The 18,354-nt window shown below is 63.2% G+C and carries 16 protein-coding genes; 10 read left to right on the top strand and 6 right to left on the bottom strand.

Features of this window, described 5'->3' with window-relative positions:
* Nucleotide 1: 1 nt before the first annotated feature.
* The 3 genes from G533_RS0114160 to mpl are packed head-to-tail and all read right to left on the bottom strand — an operon-like array spanning nucleotide 2 to nucleotide 4,250.
* Nucleotides 2-259: a YkgJ family cysteine cluster protein gene (locus G533_RS0114160; protein ID WP_027950522.1), complete on the bottom strand. Its 258-nt coding sequence runs from the start codon at nucleotides 257-259 to the stop codon at nucleotides 2-4.
* Entirely contained in the window at nucleotides 259-2,880 is a 2,622-nt protein-coding gene (locus G533_RS0114155; RefSeq protein WP_051230375.1) for an efflux RND transporter permease subunit, read from the bottom strand. The genes G533_RS0114160 and G533_RS0114155 overlap by 1 nt, the downstream gene beginning before the upstream one ends.
* On the bottom strand, nucleotides 2,880-4,250 hold the full coding sequence (gene mpl, locus G533_RS0114150) for a UDP-N-acetylmuramate:L-alanyl-gamma-D-glutamyl-meso-diaminopimelate ligase (protein WP_027950520.1): 1,371 nt from the start codon (nucleotides 4,248-4,250) through the stop codon (nucleotides 2,880-2,882). Before mpl ends, G533_RS0114155 begins: the two co-directional genes overlap by 1 nt.
* Before the next feature lie 176 nt (nucleotides 4,251-4,426).
* Between mpl and G533_RS0114145 the strand changes: the two genes are divergently transcribed.
* Both G533_RS0114145 and ppa read left to right on the top strand, forming a co-directional pair.
* Nucleotides 4,427-5,689: a 6-phosphofructokinase gene (locus G533_RS0114145; RefSeq protein WP_027950519.1), complete on the top strand. Its 1,263-nt coding sequence runs from the start codon at nucleotides 4,427-4,429 to the stop codon at nucleotides 5,687-5,689.
* Between the two features lie 56 nt (nucleotides 5,690-5,745).
* A complete protein-coding gene (gene ppa / locus G533_RS0114140) occupies nucleotides 5,746-6,291 on the top strand; it encodes an inorganic diphosphatase (protein ID WP_027950518.1) in 546 nt (181 codons plus the stop codon).
* Nucleotides 6,292-6,358: 67 nt separating this feature from the next.
* Here ppa and G533_RS0114135 read toward each other — a convergent pair whose 3' ends face one another.
* From G533_RS0114135 to G533_RS0114125, 3 genes are read right to left on the bottom strand one after another with little or no spacing between them, the layout of a single operon-like run.
* On the bottom strand, nucleotides 6,359-7,054 hold the full coding sequence (locus G533_RS0114135; RefSeq protein WP_027950517.1) for a M15 family metallopeptidase: 696 nt from the start codon (nucleotides 7,052-7,054) through the stop codon (nucleotides 6,359-6,361).
* Nucleotides 7,048-7,767, bottom strand: a complete 720-nt coding sequence (gene sfsA, locus G533_RS0114130) for a DNA/RNA nuclease SfsA (RefSeq protein WP_027950516.1) — start codon at nucleotides 7,765-7,767, stop codon at nucleotides 7,048-7,050. The genes G533_RS0114135 and sfsA overlap by 7 nt, the downstream gene beginning before the upstream one ends.
* On the bottom strand, nucleotides 7,767-8,942 hold the full coding sequence (locus tag G533_RS0114125) for a pyridoxal phosphate-dependent aminotransferase (RefSeq protein ID WP_027950515.1): 1,176 nt from the start codon (nucleotides 8,940-8,942) through the stop codon (nucleotides 7,767-7,769). Before G533_RS0114125 ends, sfsA begins: the two co-directional genes overlap by 1 nt.
* A gap of 220 nt (nucleotides 8,943-9,162) precedes the next feature.
* Between G533_RS0114125 and dksA the strand changes: the two genes are divergently transcribed.
* The 8 genes from dksA to G533_RS0114080 all read left to right on the top strand — a co-directional run bounded on the left by dksA (nucleotide 9,163) and on the right by G533_RS0114080 (nucleotide 18,351).
* Nucleotides 9,163-9,636, top strand: coding sequence for an RNA polymerase-binding protein DksA (gene dksA, locus G533_RS0114120; RefSeq protein ID WP_027950514.1), 474 nt, complete (start codon nucleotides 9,163-9,165; stop codon nucleotides 9,634-9,636).
* A 78-nt stretch (nucleotides 9,637-9,714) separates the two neighbouring features.
* Entirely contained in the window at nucleotides 9,715-10,650 is a 936-nt protein-coding gene (gluQRS, locus tag G533_RS0114115) for a tRNA glutamyl-Q(34) synthetase GluQRS (protein WP_027950513.1), read from the top strand.
* A 51-nt stretch (nucleotides 10,651-10,701) separates the two neighbouring features.
* Nucleotides 10,702-10,920: a hypothetical protein gene (locus G533_RS24555; protein WP_144079887.1), complete on the top strand. Its 219-nt coding sequence runs from the start codon at nucleotides 10,702-10,704 to the stop codon at nucleotides 10,918-10,920.
* Entirely contained in the window at nucleotides 10,910-13,879 is a 2,970-nt protein-coding gene (locus tag G533_RS0114105) for an ATP-binding protein (protein ID WP_027950512.1), read from the top strand. Before G533_RS24555 ends, G533_RS0114105 begins: the two co-directional genes overlap by 11 nt.
* 95 nt (nucleotides 13,880-13,974) lie before the next feature.
* On the top strand, nucleotides 13,975-15,402 hold the full coding sequence (locus G533_RS0114100; RefSeq protein WP_027950511.1) for a sigma-54-dependent transcriptional regulator: 1,428 nt from the start codon (nucleotides 13,975-13,977) through the stop codon (nucleotides 15,400-15,402).
* A gap of 428 nt (nucleotides 15,403-15,830) precedes the next feature.
* Nucleotides 15,831-17,144: a polynucleotide adenylyltransferase PcnB gene (pcnB, locus tag G533_RS22115; protein ID WP_035528272.1), complete on the top strand. Its 1,314-nt coding sequence runs from the start codon at nucleotides 15,831-15,833 to the stop codon at nucleotides 17,142-17,144.
* Entirely contained in the window at nucleotides 17,144-17,671 is a 528-nt protein-coding gene (gene folK / locus G533_RS22110) for a 2-amino-4-hydroxy-6-hydroxymethyldihydropteridine diphosphokinase (RefSeq protein ID WP_051230374.1), read from the top strand. Before pcnB ends, folK begins: the two co-directional genes overlap by 1 nt.
* The gene (locus G533_RS0114080; protein WP_027950509.1) at nucleotides 17,668-18,351 is read left to right on the top strand and encodes a deoxynucleoside kinase; all 684 of its coding nucleotides are present in this window, start codon (nucleotides 17,668-17,670) and stop codon (nucleotides 18,349-18,351) included. The genes folK and G533_RS0114080 overlap by 4 nt, the downstream gene beginning before the upstream one ends.
* The last annotated feature ends 3 nt before the right edge of the window (nucleotides 18,352-18,354 follow it).

Raw genomic sequence — 18,354 nt, 5'->3', positions numbered from 1 at the left:
TTCAGTCAGGGCGGCTGAGAACTTCCAGCTGCTCCAGATTGGCCAATGCCACCCTGCGGTTGTCACCGCACACGTCGGCATCCGCCTGAAAAGCACTGCACACCGCGGGACGTCTGGGGTCGCCAAACAACCCGCAGAGGCGCTCCGGCGTCAGGTGAACACAGCGCACCCCCGCCGGCTTGCCCTCGGGCATGCCGTAAAAGCGTGTAGAGATGGAAGGTGCCACACAGCAGGCACCACACCCGGCGCGACACTGCATCAACCCACCTCCGCCCCGGTGGAAACATCGGCCTCGGGGCCGAGGGGGCGCATCAGCAGAATCAATCTGGGCAACAGCAGCAGCGCACCAATCACTGCCACCGCCATCGCCAGCACCGTGAGCAGGCCGAAATAAATACTCGGATTGAAATTGGACAGGGTCAGCATCGAAAAGCCGATCACTACCGTCACTGTTGTGTAGTACATGGCCCGGCCAATACTCCCGTGACAACGGTACATGGCCGCCACGTAATTGCGGTCGCGCGGGAACTCCCGCTGAAACCGGTGTACGTAGTGAATACAGTCATCCACACCGATGCCCACCACAATGGCGGCAATGGTAATGGTCATGATATCCAGCGGAATACCCGCCAGACCCATAACGCCGAGCACCATACCGGCGGCCACAATATTCGGCGCCAGCGCTATGAATGCCAGCGACAGGGAGCGAAACAGCAGCAGGAACATGAGCATGATGGCGATGAACACAGCGCCCAGAGTGAGAATCTGCGACTGGAACAGGCTTTGCAGGACGTTGTTGTACAGCACCAGCATGCCGGTGAAACGAATCCGCTCCGGTGCCAGCCCGGTCACCTCAACAAGCTCGTTGTGCAGGCGGGACAGGAATGCATCGCGGCGCAATTGCTCACTGGTTTCTTTGACCCGCACGGTAATGCGCGCCTGCTCTTTGTCCTCGGAAAAATAGGGATCTACCATCAGCTCGGCAACGTCCGCCGGGAGGCTCTTCTGCACCAGCGCCAGCTCGACGCTGCCGATGTCGTCGCCCAGCAGATCCTTCACCACCGAAAACGTGGTCGACAGCGACAGTACCTTGCCGGTTTCTTCCTGGCTGGCCACGTGCTCGTGGGCCGCATCCAGCAGGCGCATGCCTTCCAGGCTGAACCAGTAGCTCGGGGTGAAGCTGTCTTCGCTGCCAGCGAAGTCGTCGAATCCGCCATCGAAGTCATCGCCCCAGTCATCCGCAGCAGGCTCATCGGCGGCGGCGAATTCCGCTGTGTCACCGTCGAGGAACGGATCGTCGTCCGCGGGCGCGTCCGCCGCCGGTTGCATGCCTTCCAGACCCGGCAACGGCGCTGCGGCATCGGGGCCGGAGAAAATGATGTCCAGTGGAATGGTGCCGCCGAGACGGGAATCCAGCAGCTCCATACCCTGGTAGATTTCCGTGGTCTCCTTGAAGTAGTCGATAAAGCGGTTTTCCACCTGCAGGCGCGAAATACCCAGCACCGTGAGCCCCACAACAACCGCGGTCGCCACCAGGATGGTTTTGCCGAAGTGCTCGGTCGCCCGCGCAAAATGCAGCGTCAACGGCTCGCCTTCCTGACGGAAGCGGAAAGGGCGGCCTTTGGGCCACACTTCAATCAGGCATGGCACCATAATGAACGCCAACACCAGTGCCACCAGGATACCCACCGTCATCATCCAGCCGAAATCGATCACCGGCTGAATGCCGGACACCACCAGCGACATGAACGCGACGATGGTGGTAATGCCGGTATAGACGCAGGGTACCGCCATCAACGCCACCGTCTGCAACACACGGTCATGCAGGTCACCCTCCGGGGCCTCCGCATGCAGTTCCCGGTAGCGCACCACCAGATGGATGGCAATGGCGAGGCTGATGATCAACAACACGGCAACAAAGTTCGACGAGATCACGGTCATGCGCCAGTCCAGCCAACCCAGCAGGCCCAGCATCACCGTAACAGAGGCCATGCACGTAGCCAGAGGAATCACCGTCCAACGCACGCGGCGGAAAATGAGAGCGAGCACAACCAGCATGACGCCGAGTATGGCCGTGCCGAACAGCACCAGATCGCTGCGCACGAAACTGACCATATCCGCCGTGATCATTGGCACACCGCCGACAAAAATACGTGCGTGCTGGCGATAACCATCGGCGATGGTGCGCACCGATCGCACCAGCTGGCTCTGCTGCTCCAGCGCTTGTGCCGTGTGGGCCTTGAACTCCACCTCGACCGCCTCGAGGGCCGCCTCTTCCGCGGCGCTCAAGGTACCCGCCTCCGCCTTGGCGCGCAGCGCGTCACGCTGCTGCAACAGGTCGAAGTAGCGCGTGTCTCGTTGCAGGTTGACCTGCACAGCGGTCAGATCGCCGTCGCGGCTGGCCAGCAATTCCGCGTAAATGGGGCTGGTGGTGAACTCTTCCAACGCCATGGCGCGATCCACCTGCGGGTCGTTCAGGCTGGGCAGCGGATCGCCGGAGGTGATATCCGACAGGCTGACCGGCGGGCTCTCCAGCAGCGGCACATCCCACACGGTAACCACGGAGGACACCCGCGGCAGTGTGCGCAGCTCGTCCGCCATGCGCTTGAGCGGATCGAGCGACGCGTCACTGAGCAGCGGCGCTTCGGGCTGCCAGGTCAGCAGCAGGAAGTCCTCGGCACCGTATTCAGCGGACACCTCGCGAAAGAAGTCCAGCGCGGGGTCACCCTGCAACATCAGGGAGTCGGCCGACGCATCGAGCTTGATTTTGCCCAGTTGCGAGGCACTGAGTGCCAGCACCAGGGCGACGAGGGCCAGCGAGATCCAGGGGCGACGCAGTATCAGGGTGTCATAGGCGTGGAGCAGAGGGTGATTACGCATCAGGAGTTTACCGCCTTCAATTCATCCAGCAGACGCTGGTGAATGCCACCAAAGCCGCCATTGCTCATTATGACCACCCGGTCTCCGGGTCGCGACTCTTGCGCGACACGCCGCGCCAGCTGGTCGATGTCGTGGGCCACGGTGGCCGGTACAGTACTCGCCTCCGCGACCGCATCGAGCGACCAGTCCATGCCCGGCGGCTGGAACCAGTACACGGCGTCAGCGTCGCGCGTACATTCCTGCAGCGCAAGTCGGTGTTGACCGATACGCATGGTGTTGGAGCGCGGTTCAACTACGGCAATCACGCGGCCGACGGCGCTGGCGCGCAAACCCTGCAGGGTTGTCGCAATGGCAGTGGGGTGATGCGCAAAGTCGTCATAGACGGTCACACCACCCACCTCACCCAACCATTCCAGCCGGCGCTTGACCCCCCGGAACCCGGCCAGCGCTGCCGCACCCTGCTGCAACGGCACACCCACATGCCGCGCCGCTGCCAGCGCAGCCAGTGCGTTCTCCACATTGTGGTGCCCCAGGAACCCCCAGGCAACTTCCGCCGTGGACCCTGCAGGGTCGCGCACGGCAAAACGCGACGCATCCGGGGCCAGCAAGGTGGCACTCCAGTCGGCCTCGCCGTCCAGAGTAAACGACTGCGCCGGCGTCCAGCACCCCATGGCCAGCACATCATCAACCGCTGCCTGCCCCTGCGGATGGATCACCATCCCTTCCCCCGGCACACAGCGCACGAGATGGTGGAACTGGCGCTGAATGGCCGCGAGGTCCGGAAAGATGTCCGCATGGTCAAACTCGAGATTGTTGATGGTCACGGTGCGCGGCCGGTAGTGAACAAACTTCGAGCGCTTGTCAAAAAAGGCCGTGTCGTATTCGTCGGCTTCCACCACAAAGAAATTGCCGCTGGTGCCGCGTGCGGACTGACCGAAGTTTGCCGGTACACCGCCAATCAGGAAACCCGGTGCCAGTCCGGCATAGTCCAGAATCCAGGCCAGCAGGCTGCTGGTGGTGGTCTTGCCGTGCGTCCCCGCTACCGCCAGCACCCATTTGCCCTGCAGCACGTGTTCGGCGAGCCATTGCGGCCCGGAGGTGTAGGGCAGCCCCGCGTTCAACAGGTACTCGACCGCGGGATTGCCGCGGCGCATCGCGTTGCCCACCACCACCGTATCCGGCGCTGGCTGCAAATGCTCCGGCGCGTAGCCCTCCATCAACTCGATGCCCGCGGCTTGCAGCTGCGTACTCATGGGGGGATAGACGTTGGCATCGGAGCCGGTCACGCGGTAGCCGAGCTCGCGCGCCAACAGCGCAATTCCGCCCATAAATGTACCGCAGATACCCAGAATATGAATGTGTCCGCTCAAGCGCCGCTCCCTCCAGTGAAGCCGCGCAGTTTAGCACGCAGCAGGCAACCACAGCAGTAATCCACAACAAGCGGCCCGCGCACGGTCTACAAGCGCCTCAGTTTCCCGTATCATCGCCACTTGACTAAAAAACGCTCTCCCCGGCGCCGCAAGGCCCGGCCCACTACGGACTGACTATGCCTGTAAAGAATGCCTTCTATGCCCAGTCGGGCGGCGTCACCGCCGTCATCAATGCCTCGGCTTGTGGTGTTATTGAAACCGCACGGGAAAATCGCAAACAGATCGGCAAAGTGTACGCGGGCCGCAACGGCATAATCGGCGCCCTGCGCGAGGATCTGATAGACACCAGCAAGGAAACACCCGCGGCAATTCGCGGCCTGCTGAGCACGCCCGCGGGCGCCTTCGGCTCCTGTCGGCACAAGCTGAAAAGCCTGGAGGAAAACCGCGCCGAGTACGAACGCCTCATCGAGGTGTTTCGCGCCCATAATATTGGCTACTTCTTCTATAACGGTGGCGGCGACTCGGCGGACACCTGCCTGAAGGTTTCCCAGCTCAGCCAGGCCATGGGCTACCCGCTGCAGGCCATTCACATTCCCAAGACCATCGACAACGACCTGCCCCTGACGGATACCTGCCCGGGCTTTGGTTCGGTCGCAAAGTATGTGGCCATTTCCACACGGGAGGCGGCGCTGGACGTGGCCTCGATGTGCGAAACCTCCACCAAGGTTTTCATTCTTGAGGTCATGGGCCGCCACGCGGGGTGGATCGCCGCCGCTGCCGGGCTCGCAGCGGAACAGGAGGGCGATGCCCCCCATATCATCCTGTTTCCGGAAGTGGCGTTTGACCGCAAGAAGTTCCTGGCCCGGGTGAAGCACACAGTGAAGCGCTGGGGTCACTGCGTCATCGTTGCCTCGGAGGGCACGCAGGACCGCGAGGGACGCTTCCTGGCCGAGTCGGGCCTCACGGACGCCTTTGGCCACAGTCAGCTGGGCGGCCTGGCCCCCACACTGGCCGACATGATCAAGCAGGAACTGGGCTACAAGTACCACTGGGCCGTTGCCGACTACCTGCAGCGCTCCGCCCGCCACATTGCCTCGCAAACCGACCTCGAGCAGGCCTACGCCGTGGGCCGCGCCGCCGTTGAATTTGCCCTGCAGGGCCGCAACGCCATCATGCCCTCAATCGTGCGCGGCAAGAGCAAAAAATACAGCTGGCACATCGGCGAGGCGCCCCTCGAGGCGGTCGCCAATCAGGAAAAGAAAATGCCCCGCAGCTATATCAGCCGCGATGGTTTCGGCATTACCGATGACGCGCGCGCCTACCTGGAACCCCTGATTACCGGCGAGGCCTACCCCGAGTATCGCAGGGGGTTGCCGCGCTACGTGCGCCTGCGCCTGACCCCGGTGCCGCGCAAACTGAACACAGCGTTCAAGGTTTAGCCGCAGCCTGCTATACTCCGCTGCCCATTTAACAACCACTCGCAACAGGAAAGCCCATGAGCCTGCACCTCGTGCCCGCCGGGAAGAACATTCCCGATGAAATCAATGTCATTATCGAAGTTCCCGCCCATTCAGACCCGGTCAAGTACGAGGTCGATCACGACAGCGGCGCGATCATGGTCGACCGCTTCATGACGGCGGCAATGTTCTACCCCTGCAACTACGGCTATATTCCCAACACGCTGGCCGACGACGGCGACCCGCTGGACGTGCTGGTGCACACGCCGCACACGGTCATCAGCGGTTGTGTCATACCCTGCCGCCCGGTAGGCATTCTGCACATGTCGGATGAAGCCGGCGGTGACGCCAAGCTGATCGCGGTGCCGACCGACAAACTGAGCAAGGCCTACAAGGATATCAAGGAGGCTACCGATCTGCCGCCGCTGCTGATCCAGCAAATCCAGCATTTCTTCGAACACTACAAGGATCTGGAACAGGGCAAATGGGTGAAAATCGACGGCTGGGGCACCTCCGATGAGGCGCGCAAAGCCATTGTGGACGCCGTACGCAACTTCGACGAAACCAGCCAGATCGACCGCTGAGTCCGCTGCACGATCCCGGGGCCGGCCACTGCCGTGCCCCGGTTTTTTCCCTACCGCAGCACCGCAATCACCCGCACCAGTTCTCCGCAACAGCCACGTAGCGCGCCAGCAGTGCCGGCAGCTCGGCTTCAACCTCCGCGCGCAATGCCAATGGCTCGCGATCGCAATCCCAGCATTCCTTCAGCGCCTGAGCGGTTACTCGTCCAGCCAGCTCACGCGAGAGAGGCGCATAACTCAGGTGCCAACGCTCCGGCGCCACACCGCCACAATCGCGCGCATAAGGACGAAAAAAACCCTGCGAGGCGTACGCTGCCATCCGCTCGTCCAGCCAGCGATGCAACGCGTCAAAAGGCCCACCCGGCGCCACTTCCGCAGGGGTTAATTCCACCGCGTAGTCCGCCGGAACTGCCGCCGCATCATAGATATCGAGGTCTGTACCCCAGTGATGACGCGAGGTGCCCGGCAGCGCGGAGAAACGCAGAATGGCGTGCAGACGGGCGGCAGGCGGCAGCGCCAGCACATCCACCGGCGCTCCGGCATCATCGTGCACGGCGCGCTCGCCGCCCGCCTTGCCATTCCAGATAATGCGCTGGCGCTCGTAGGAACGGTGGCTGCTGGCAATCGCGAGCTCAAAGCCCGCCTCGCGGGCATCGGACTGCAGCCGTTCGAACGCGGCCGCCGCATCCGCCTGCAGGCGGTGGGGACCGGCGCAGGGCACGAGGTGACTGTCGTCGCGGCCGGTAAGCTGGGCAATGGTCAGCATGATGGTTGCGCCTGCGGATCGAGTGAAAACGGCAGCGGGTGCGCCAACGTGAGACCCTGGGGCGTGATCTCTGCGCCCCAGGCCAGCACCTCTACACCCGCCGCCTGCGCTTCGCGCAATGCCTCGCGGTACGCCGGGTCGATGCCACCGGCGCTGCTGACCCGCGCAATGCCGCGGTGGAATACGCAGAACAGCAGCACGCTGCGCGTGCCCGCATCGAGCACCTCACGTAGCGCTGCCAGGTGTTTGCGGCCCCGCTCGCTCACCGCATCGGGGAACAGGCCCTGACCGCCATCCACACACAGTGTCACCGACTTCACTTCGATGTACACCCGCCCCGCGGGCCCGCTGAGCAGCAGGTCCGCCCGGCTGCCGCCAGCGTAGGCCACCTCCGTGGCGATTTCGGGGTAGCCTTCCAACCCGGGTATACGTTGCGCCTGCACGGCTTCCTTCACCACCCGGTTGGCCAGCGCCGAGTGAATACAGGCAAGACCACGGGAGGTCTCCACCAGCTCCCAGGTATGCGGGTACTTGCGTTTGCTGTTGGCCGATTGCGACAGCCATACACGTGCGCCCGGCTCGGCACAGCCCGTCATGGCGCCGGTGTTGGGGCAGTGCACAGTCAGTGTTTCGCCCGACGGCATTGCCACATCCGCCAGGAAGCGCTTGTAGCGGCGTATCAGGCGACCCTCCAGCAGCGGAGCAAACTCCACTACGCCAGTACCCGCGACAGCCGGCTCACCGCTTCTTCCAGACGCTCCATACTGGTGGCGTAGGAAAAACGGATATGCTCGCGGGCCCGCACGTGGCCAAAGTCGACGCCCGGCGTGAGGGCAACGCCGTGTTCTTCCAGCAGGCGCCAGCAAAAGGCCTCGCTATCGTCGGTAAAGCGGGCCGTATCGGCATAGATATAGAAGGCACCGTCCGGTCTGCAGGGAATTGTCAGGCCCAGGCTTTCCAGCGCCGGCAGCAGGAAGTCGCGCCGCTGGCGAAAAATATCGCGCCGCTCTTCGAGAATGTCACGGGTACCGGGCTTGAAGCAGGCCAGGGCAGCGTGCTGGCCCATGGTGGACATGGAGATGAACAGGTTCTGGGCCAGCTTCTCCAGGCCGGGCACGGCAGCCTCTGGCGCCACCAACCACCCGAGCCGCCAACCGGTCATGCCGAAGTATTTGGAAAAACTGTTGACCACGAAGGCCTCCGGGTCCACTTCCAACACAGAGCGAGTGGGGCCGTCGTAACCGAGACCGTGGTAGATCTCGTCCACAATCAGGTGGCCGCGGCGGGCGCGCACGGCCGCTGACAGGTCGGCCAACTCAGGCAGGGAGAGCGAGGTCCCGGTTGGGTTGGCGGGCGAGGCAACCATCGCGCCGACGGTGTTCTCACGCCAGTGCGCGGTCGCCAGTGCGCCCGTGAGTTGATAGCGGGTACTCGCATCCACGGGCACCAGGTGCCCGCGCCCCTCAACCAGGCGCATGAAATGCCGGTTGCACGGATAACCGGGGTCGGTCAGCAACATGCCTTCGCCCGGGTTGAGCAGCAGCGCGCTGAGCAGTAACAGTGCACCCGAGGCGCCGGGTGTCACAATAATCCGGCGCGGCGCAATATCCAGGCCATAGACCTGCGCGTAATGCGCAGACAGGGCTTCACGCAGGGCCGGCAAGCCACACGCCGGCGAGTAATGGGTGTGCCCATCGGCAAGCGCCTGGCGACCGGCTTCCACAATGGGCGCCGCCGTGACAAAGTCCGGTGCCCCGGCAGACAGGTGCACAATATCGCGCCCCGCCGCCGCGAGCTCAGTCGCCCGCGTAAGCACTTCAACTACGCGAAATGGCTCGATATCAGCGATGCGGTCCGCAAAGCGGAATTCCCCTGCGTGCGTTGTCATGGTTCCCCCTGAACGGGCAAAGACCCGCATTCTATCAACGCCGGGCACACGGTGTTAGCTCCCCATAGCCCGCGCACGCTGACGTGCACCACAGCTGCGAATTTTGTGGCGAAGCCGGGTGATATCTGGTAGTTTCTCGGCGCTCAATCGCCGGCGCCCGGCGCCGACGCACCCACTCCGGTGGGTTTTCGAACCACCCGATCCGTATGGGGACCCAGCCATGCCCAAAGCAGCAAAGAAAGCGCCGGCAAAAGCAGCCAGCGCGAGTACCTCAGCGAGCACTGAGTTCAAGAACTTCGAGCCCTACAAGCCGAAGCGCGGCGAAGAGTACATGAGCGACAACCAGCGGGAGCACTTTCGCGCCATTCTGCTCAACTGGAAATCAGAACTGATGCAGGGAGTTGATCGCACCGTTACCCACATGAAAGACGAGGCGGCCAATTTCCCCGACCCCGCCGACCGCGCCACGCAGGAAGAAGAATTCAGCCTGGAACTGCGCACACGGGACCGCGAGCGCAAACTGATCAAGAAGATAGACAGCACAATTGAGCGCATCAACCAGGACGACTACGGTTTCTGTGATGCCTGCGGCGTGGACATTGGCATCAAGCGACTTGAAGCCCGCCCCACCGCTACCCTGTGCATCGACTGCAAGACCCTTGATGAAATCAAGGAAAAGCAGGAAAAGGGCTGATACCGGGTGCGACCATTGCCGCTGGCCTGCTGCACGCGGGTCAGCAGCGGTCGGCTGCACTGAGCTACACCGGATAGTATGACCACCGCAGGCCACAGCGCCTACCGCGGCCGCTTTGCCCCCTCCCCAACCGGCCCACTGCACCTTGGATCACTGCTCGCCGCCCTGGCCAGCTGGCTGGAAGCGCGCCATGCCGGGGGCTGCTGGCTACTGCGCATGGAAGACATCGATCCACCGCGAGAGCAGGCCGGCGCCGCTGACGCCATTCTGCACTGCCTGCAGCAACACGGGCTGCACTGGGATGAAGCGGTGCTTTGGCAAAGCCAGCGCGACGCGGCCTACGATAGCGCGCTCTCCGAGCTCAACGCCCGGGGCCACCTGTTCGCCTGTGCCTGCAGCCGGCAGCAGCAGGGCCCGCTGGGTGAATGTGTGCGGGGCTGCCATCAGCGGGGCTGCCATCAGCGGGGCTGCGGTGAGGAAGATTGGCGTGACACGACACCCCATCGGCCCCGCGCGCTGCGGGTCTCGGTACCACCGTCCTTCAGCACCCGCTGGCACGATACCTGGCAGGGGCCACAGCACTGGCCGTTGGGCGCAACGCTGGACAACTTCGTGGTCCGGCGCAAAGACGGGCTCTACGCCTATCAGCTCGCCGTGGTGGTGGATGATGCAGCGCAGGCAATCACCGACGTGGTGCGCGGTGCAGATCTGCTGGACTCCACACCCCGACAACACCTGCTGCAGCAGCTGCTCGGTCACCTTACCCCGCGCTACGCACATCTGCCCGTACTGACGGATGCCGGTGGCCAGAAGTTGAGTAAACAGAACCTGGCGCCTGCAATCGACCCGGACACGCCCGAGCGCAACCTGCGCGCTGCGCTCACCGCCCTCGGGCAAACGCCACCGCCTGCAACCGCGAACACCGCAAACGCGATACTGGCCTTCGCCCTGGCCCACTGGACACCCGCCGCAGTACCCGCACAGCCCGCCGTGGCGGGGCCGGCCTCCTTCTAGCTGCCGCTGGCGCCAGCGCAATGTCGCGCGCGCTTTACCGTGCGCCGGGGCTTGCGTAGTATCCATGACCACGGCGACGACAGGCCCAAGAACATGTACATCAACCGCGCGCTGCTCCTGCTCATGGGGTTGGCCTTCATTTTTCTGCCCGCCATAGACCAGTGGCTGTGGGCAGCGGACGCCGGCTGGTATCGCCCCTTTGTCCTCTGGATCGCAGCGATTTTTGCTGCATGGTCCAACCAGTTCCGTCGTCACACCGATGAGCTTTAGCCTGCCGGAAATCCTGCTGGCGATTGTCGGCTACCTGATGGTGCTGTTCCTGGTGGCGCACCTGGCCGACCGCGGCACCCTGCCGCGCGCCATTACCCACCACCCGGCGACCTACGTCCTGTCGCTGGCGGTCATCGCCTGCGCCATTGCCAGCAACGCCATTTTCGAACTCGCCTACCGCTTTGGCTACGGCTTCCTGCTCTACTACACCGGCGTGGTTCTCATGTTCCTCATGGCCACCCTGCTCCTGCTGCCGCTGCTGCGCCTGTGTCGGGTGTACCAGCTGGCTTCACTCGCCGATGTGTTGACCTTTCGTTTTCGCAGTCACCGCGTCGGCGGTGCCGTCACCCTGGCCATGTGCCTGACGCTCATGCCCCTGCTGGCACTCCAGATCCAGGCGGTTGCAGACAGCATCCATATACTCGCGGGGGCCCCTGACAGGGTGATGCCCGCAGCGCAACGCCAGGACATACTGGCGCTGTTGTTCTGCGTGATCATCATTATCTTCGCCATCCTGTTCGGCACCCGGAACCTGAATTCGCAGCGCCGCAATATCGGTCTGGTCACCGCGGTGGCCTTTGAATCGCTGGTCAAACTGGCAGCCCTGCTACTCATGATGGGTATTGCGGTCAGCGAGGTTTTTGGAGGCTTTGCCGGCCTTGATGCCTGGCTTGCGGCAACCCCGGCGGCCCAGGCCGTGATTGAACAGCCCGTTGCGGGTGATGCCGCGCGGGTCTTGCTGCTGGTGTTCTTCGCCGGAGCGGTGTGCATGCCACACCTGTTCCACATGGCGTTTGCCGAGAACAAGGAATCGCAGGACCTGCGCGCCGCCAGCTGGGGCCTGCCACTGTATTTACTGTTATTGGCCCTGCCAGTGCTGCCGCTGGCCTGGGCCGGCATGCGGCTGTCGCACGACCTGCCCGCGGCGTACACCGGGCTCGCCATCGGCATCGGCCTGCAATCCCCCGGTTTCGCCGCGCTCGCCTTTGTCGCGGGGCTGTCTGCCGCGAGTACCGCCATCATCGTGGCCACGCTGGCGCTGGCGAACATGTGCCTGAATCACCTTATCCTGCCGCGACAGCTACTGCAGCTGCGCACTGACCAATCACTCTACGACCAGCTCAAATGGCTGCGGCGCTCGCTGATTGCCCTGCTGATTCTCGCCGGCTACGGATTCTTCGTGGCCGTCAACGGCAAGCACAGCCTGGCGCAACTGGGGCTGGTGGCATTTTCCGGTACGCTGCACTTCCTGCCGGGTATTGTGGCCACGCCGTACTGGGCGCGGGCCAACCGCAAGGGCCTGGTCAGCGGCCTCACCGGCGGCCTGCTGATCTGGTGCATCCTGCTGCTGCTACCCGTGCTCGGCATCGACCAGCCCACCTGGATGGCCGATCTGGCCGGACGCTGGTTCGCGGGCAACGACACCGCCTGGGCAGCGGCCAGCCTCGCTGCACTGGCGGTGAACCTTGCGCTGTTCATTGTTGTGTCACTGCTGAGTGAGCCCTCGGAAGAAGAGCGCGTGGCAGCGGAGATCTGTTCCATGGATGTGCTGAGTCGATCGCCAAGGCGCACCCTGACCCTGCGCAGCGCGCAGGCATTCACCGAACAGCTCGCACTTGCGCTGGGCGAGGCCACCGCGCAACTCGAGGTCTCGCGCGCGCTGCGCGAGCTGCAATTCGACCACAACGAATCCAGGCCCTACGCCCTGCGTCGGCTGCGCAGCCGCCTTGAGGCCAACCTGTCCGGCTTGCTGGGACCGGCGGTTGCCCACTCGATTGTCAGCCGCTGTATCCCGTTCGACAACAACCCCGGCGGCAGCAGTGAAGACCTGTTCCTGATCGAGCGCCGGCTGGACCGCGCGGGCGGACAGTTCACAGGGCTGGCCGCGGAGCTGGACAACCTGCGCCTGCACTACCGGCAAACCCTGGACAACCTGCCCATTGGTGTCTGTTCCCTGGCACCCGACCGCGAACTGCTGCTGTGGAACCGCAGTATGCAGAGCATCACAGGTATTCCTTCAAGCGCCGTACTCGGCTCGCTGCTGGACTCCCTGCCGGCACCCTGGGGAGGGGTAATCGCCCAGTTCCTCAGCGAGGGTGAGGACACCGTGCTGAAACGGGAGGTGGTGCTGGACGACGACACCACCCGCTGGGTAAGCCTACACAAAGCCAGCGCCGGGGGCACCCCCGGCGGTGACCAACTGGTGTTGATCGAGGATATTTCCGACTACGAACGCCTGGAGCAGGAGCTGCTGCACAGTGAGCGTCTAGCCTCAATCGGTCGTCTCGCTGCCGGGGTGGCGCATGAAATCGGCAACCCCGTAACCGGCATCGCCTGCCTGGCGCAGAATCTCGCTTACGAAGACGACCCCGCAGAGGTGCGCAGCGCAGCGCAGGATATCCTCAGGCAGACCGACCGGATCAGCCGCATCGTCGACTCCCTGGTGAACTTCTCGCACGTGGGCTCAGGCGCCGGTGACGTGCACCTGGAACCGTGCAACCTGGCCGATTGCGTTGATGAAGCCATTCACCTGCTGCAACTGGACCACCAGGCGCGCCCGCTGCACTTTGAGAACCACTGCGACCGCGAGCTGCTGGTGCACGCCGACGCCCAGCGGCTGTTACAGGTGTTCGTCAACCTGTTGGGCAATGCGCGTGACGCGAGCCCCGCGAACGCGCGGGTTACGGTGAGCGCCTCGGTGCAACAGCAGCGCGTGTCCATTGAGGTTGAAGACCAGGGCAGCGGTATCCCGCCCGCACTGCAAACCCAGGTTTTCGAGCCCTTCTTCACTACCAAGGAACCCGGTGAAGGCACGGGCCTGGGCCTGGCCCTGGTTTACAGCATCATGGATGACATGCAGGGCTCCGTGCACATACAGAGCCCGGTGGGCCCGGCCGAGCAACCGGGAACACGCTTCACCCTGCAATTGCCCCGCGGGCACTACCTCACGGGGCCCTGATGTAACCGCAAGTGACAACGCAAGCACCTGAACCGACTGGAAAAACCGGAACGGCAAGGGTATGTTGTGTAGCCTGCGGCAAGAGGTAACAACGCATGCAACAGATACTGGTGGTAGAAGACGAATCGGTTATCCGCACCGCGCTGCGGCGCCTGCTGGAGCGCAACGGTTATGGTATTGCCGAAGCCGCCTCCGTACAGGAGGCGGAGTCCAAGCACACGCTCACCGATTTTGACCTGATCATCTCGGACCTGCGCCTGCCCGGCGCTCCCGGGACCGACCTGATCAAGAAAGCGGGCGACGTGCCGGTGCTGATCATGACCAGCTACGCCAGCCTGCGCTCGGCGGTGGATTCCATGCGCATGGGGGCGGTGGACTATATTGCCAAACCCTTTGACCACGGTGACATGGTCGCCGCTGTCCAACGTATCATTGCCGACCACCCGACGCGCCGCGGCGATGCCGCTCCACAGGCCCCGGCCAATGGCTCGCCGGTGACCGGCATCATCGGCAACTGCCCAGCGATGGTCACCCTGTCCGAGCATATCCGCAAAGTCGCCCCCACTGACTCCACCGTGCTGGTGCAGGGCGAAACTGGTACCGGCAAGGAACTGGTGGCGCGCAGTGTGCACCAGCACAGCCAACGCGCGGACAAGACCCTCATCTGCGTCAACTGTGCAGCCATTCCCGATACCCTTATCGAGTCCGAGCTGTTCGGTTACGAGAAAGGCGCGTTTACCGGCGCCAACGCCAGCCGCATGGGCCTGATTGAGGCTGCTGATGGCGGCACGCTGTTCCTGGACGAAATCGGAGAACTGCCGATGGAAGCGCAAGCCCGATTGCTGCGCTTCATTCAGGAAGGGGAAATTCGCCGGATAGGCTCGGTACACTCGCGCAAGGTCAACGTACGCTTGATCTGTGCCACCCACCGCAACCTGCACGCGCTGTCCGCAGAAGGCCTGTTCCGGCAGGACCTCTACTACCGCATCAATGTGCTGCGGCTGCAGTTACCCGCATTGCGCGAACGAGGCAAGGACATTCTGCAGCTGGCGGAACGCATGCTGGAAGTGCAGTCCGAACGCCTGGGCAAAGGCAGCATGACACTGTCACCGCGCGCTATTCAGGCTATTACCACCTACCAGTGGCCCGGCAACGTGCGCGAACTCGAGCACGCCATCGAGCGCGCGGTCGTGCTGTCCGAAGACACGGAAATCGACAACGAGGCCCTGGGCATCGACCTGGAACTGGTCAATGTAAACCGGATTCGCGGCCACGCCGGCCCGGCCCTGCAGACCGCCTATCAGGCGCCACGTCACATCACCTCGGATCCCGCCGAGGATCTGTCACTGGAGGACTACTTCCAGCGCTTTGTGCTCGAGCATCAGGACTCCATGAGCGAGACCGAACTCGCGCAGAAACTGGGTATCAGCCGCAAGTGCCTGTGGGAGCGGCGTCAACGCTTCGAAATTCCGCGCAAGAAAAGTGGCGGAACCAGCGCCCGGCGCAGAAAAACAGCTTCCTGAGCGTTACCGGCAGGCCCTGCTGTAACGTTCGAGGGAGTAGATGCGTAACAAACGTAAAATTTTGCGCGCTAGGGAACTCAGTCGAAATATTGTAACACTCTGTTTTTTATGCACATTTTATTTTCTGGCACACCGCCTGCATTACTTATCGCGGCAGCAACGATAACAATAACACGCTAGCCCCAATAACAATAACAGAGACACTGTGGACCTGGATGGGGAAGAATTCTTCCCCTTCGATTTCCAGGCTCAGATGCCGCAATAAGAACAACGGCGCCCGCATAACAATAATGATTCGCTTGTGATCTGGATGGGGAAGATGACTGTCTTCCCCGTCACTTGCATACTCCAGCAACCTCCTGCAGACCACGGCTTTTAGCCTGTGCTAAACTCGCGTCTGGTTACCCATCGCAAAAGGCAACGCGCGCTTGAAGGTCATTCCCAGGGACCAACACTGCATATCCCGCAAGAACATCAGCGACGGCGCCCTGAAGGTCATGGCGAGGTTGCGCAATGCAGACCATGAGGCCTATCTCGTCGGCGGCGCTGTGCGCGACCTGCTGCTCGGTGGCCACCCCAAGGACTTTGATGTGGCGACCGACGCCACGCCCGAGGAAGTCCACGCCCTGTTCCGCGGCTCGCGCATTATCGGCCGCCGCTTTCGCATCGTGCACGTGCGCATGGGCCGGGAAATCATTGAGGTCACCACGTTCCGCGGCCATCACGACGGCGAACCTGCACCCCGTCCGGGCAAGGTCAAGGGTCCTTCACACCGCTCTGAACAGGGCCTGTTGCTGCGCGACAACGTGTTCGGTACGCTGGAAGAAGACGCGGTACGTCGCGACCTGACGGTAAACGCCCTGTACTACGACTCCGCCAGTTTCGAAGTCTACGACCACGTACACGGCATGCAGGATCTCCAGCGGCGCAGCGTCTGCATTATCGGCGACCCCGAGCAGCGCTTCCGCGAAGACCCGGTGCGCATGCTGCGGGTGGTGAGGTTTGCCGCCAAGCTCGAGTTCGGCATTGACAGCGACACCGCGGCCGCCATTCCGCGCTGTGCACCGCTGCTGCGTGAAATCCCTTCGGCCCGGTTGTTTGACGAGTTCCTCAAGCTGTTCCTTTCAGGCTATGCGGAGCGCACCTTCGACGCACTGCTGACACACGAGTTGCTCGGCTACCTGTTCCCCGACGGCACAGAGGAACTGCACCGCGACCCCGCCGCCATGGCGCTGGTGAGGGCCGCCATGCGCAGCACTGACACACGCATCAAGGCGGACAAACCTGTCACTCCCGCGTTCCTGCTAGCCGCTCTGTTGTGGCCTGTGACCAGGCAGCTCGCTGAACAGCTGCAGGAGCGCGGCGATCCACCCGTACCCGCCATGCACAGCGCCGCGCAGCAGGTGATCGCCAGTGCCGTGTCCAGCATTGCCATCCCGCGCCGCTTCAGCCAGCCCATGCGTGAGATCTGGGAGTTCCAGCTGCGGCTGCAGCGCGGCAACAGCCGCAAGGCACGCGAGCTTCTGCAGAACCGACGCTTCCGAGCGGCCTACGATTTCCTGTTGCTGCGCGAAGAGGCGGGCGAGGACACCGGCAATGTCGGCGCTTTCTGGACTGAATTCCAGGAGCTTCCGGAAAACCAGAACCTGCCGATGCTCGACACCGCCAGCGAAGGCGGCGAGGAAGCCGCCGGGCGCGGACGCCGACGCCGGCCGCGCAAACGGCGACCGCCCGCCCCCTGATGACCGACGCCTGCATCGCGCTGGGCAGCAACCTCGGCCATCCAGCGCTGCAGTTGCAACTCGCCGTCAATGCCATCAACCGGTTGCCCGACACGCGTATTGTCGCGGGCTCCGGGTTGGTTGCCAGCGCCGCCGTGGGTCCGGGGCAGCAACCGGATTACCTGAACGCGGTGGTGCGCATTACCACCGGGCTGGACCCACTGGCACTGCTCGATGCCCTGCAGGGTATCGAGCAGGCTCAGGGCCGCGAACGCAGCGTGCGCTGGGGTGCCCGCACCCTGGACCTGGACATTCTGCTCTTCGGCCGCGAGGAGATCCGCTTGCCAAGGCTACAGGTTCCGCACCCGGCCATGGCACAACGGCACTTCGTCCTTTATCCTCTGCTCGACCTTTACCCGCACGGGCTGCTGGTTCCCGGGTTTGGCCCCCTGGCCGACTTGCTGGCCCGGTGCCCGGCCACCGGGCTTGCACGCAGTACAATCAGTCTCGACTATCATTTGCAGGACTCACGGGAGCCCGGAACGTGACCACAGACATCCCGACCACTGGCGTCGACCTCAAGGGCCGCACACCACCGGGCTATATCGCGGTAGAGGGGCCAATCGGCGTGGGCAAAACCACGCTGGCACGCCGTCTGGCAGCCACCTTCGGCTACCCCATGCTGCTGGAAGACGCCCACCAGAACCCGTTTCTGGAACGCTTCTATGGCAACCAGCGCCAGGCCGCACTGGCCACCCAGCTGTTCTTCCTGTTCCAGCGGGCACAGAAGATCAACGACCTGCGCCAGGGGGATATCTTCGCGGCGTCGCGGGTAGCGGATTTCCTGATCGAGAAAGACCCCCTGTTCGCACGCGTGAACCTCGACAGCGACGAGTTCCAGCTCTACCAGCGCGTCTACGAACAACTGCTCATCGAGCCGCCCACACCGGACCTGGTGATCTACCTGCAGGCGCCGACAGACATCCTGCTGGACCGCATTCACCAGCGCGGCATAGACCACGAAAGAGCCATCGAGCGCGACTACCTGGAGCGTCTGAACGAAGTGTACAGTGAGTTTTTTCTGTATTACGATGAAGCCCCTTTACTGATCGTCAACGCCAGCGAAATTGACCTCGCACGGGGTGAGGACGATTACCGGCATCTGGTCGATTACCTGCTGGATATTCGCAGCGGCCGCCATTACTTCAATCCCACGTTCTTTGGATAGTGC

The sequence above is a fragment of the Haliea salexigens DSM 19537 genome, assembly GCF_000423125.1.
GTDB lineage: Bacteria > Pseudomonadota > Gammaproteobacteria > Pseudomonadales > Halieaceae > Haliea > Haliea salexigens.
Note: the sequence above shows the minus strand (reverse complement) of the source record. Positions and strands in the feature narration are given on the sequence as shown.

Excerpts from the sequence above, each read along its gene's own strand:
- G533_RS0114135 (WP_027950517.1), bottom strand. The coding sequence starts at position 7,054 with ATGCTGACCATTGCCCAGCTTACCGGCCGCGACGACAGTCACCTCGTG.
- G533_RS0114105 (WP_027950512.1), top strand. The coding sequence starts at position 10,910 with ATGAGCTTTAGCCTGCCGGAAATCCTGCTGGCGATTGTCGGCTACCTG.
- G533_RS0114155 (WP_051230375.1), bottom strand. The coding sequence starts at position 2,880 with ATGCGTAATCACCCTCTGCTCCACGCCTATGACACCCTGATACTGCGT.
- gluQRS (WP_027950513.1), top strand. The coding sequence starts at position 9,715 with ATGACCACCGCAGGCCACAGCGCCTACCGCGGCCGCTTTGCCCCCTCC.
- G533_RS0114125 (WP_027950515.1), bottom strand. The coding sequence starts at position 8,942 with ATGACAACGCACGCAGGGGAATTCCGCTTTGCGGACCGCATCGCTGAT.
- G533_RS0114160 (WP_027950522.1), bottom strand. The coding sequence starts at position 259 with ATGCAGTGTCGCGCCGGGTGTGGTGCCTGCTGTGTGGCACCTTCCATC.
- folK (WP_051230374.1), top strand. The coding sequence starts at position 17,144 with ATGACCGACGCCTGCATCGCGCTGGGCAGCAACCTCGGCCATCCAGCG.
- G533_RS0114145 (WP_027950519.1), top strand. The coding sequence starts at position 4,427 with ATGCCTGTAAAGAATGCCTTCTATGCCCAGTCGGGCGGCGTCACCGCC.
- ppa (WP_027950518.1), top strand. The coding sequence starts at position 5,746 with ATGAGCCTGCACCTCGTGCCCGCCGGGAAGAACATTCCCGATGAAATC.
- G533_RS0114100 (WP_027950511.1), top strand. The coding sequence starts at position 13,975 with ATGCAACAGATACTGGTGGTAGAAGACGAATCGGTTATCCGCACCGCG.
- dksA (WP_027950514.1), top strand. The coding sequence starts at position 9,163 with ATGCCCAAAGCAGCAAAGAAAGCGCCGGCAAAAGCAGCCAGCGCGAGT.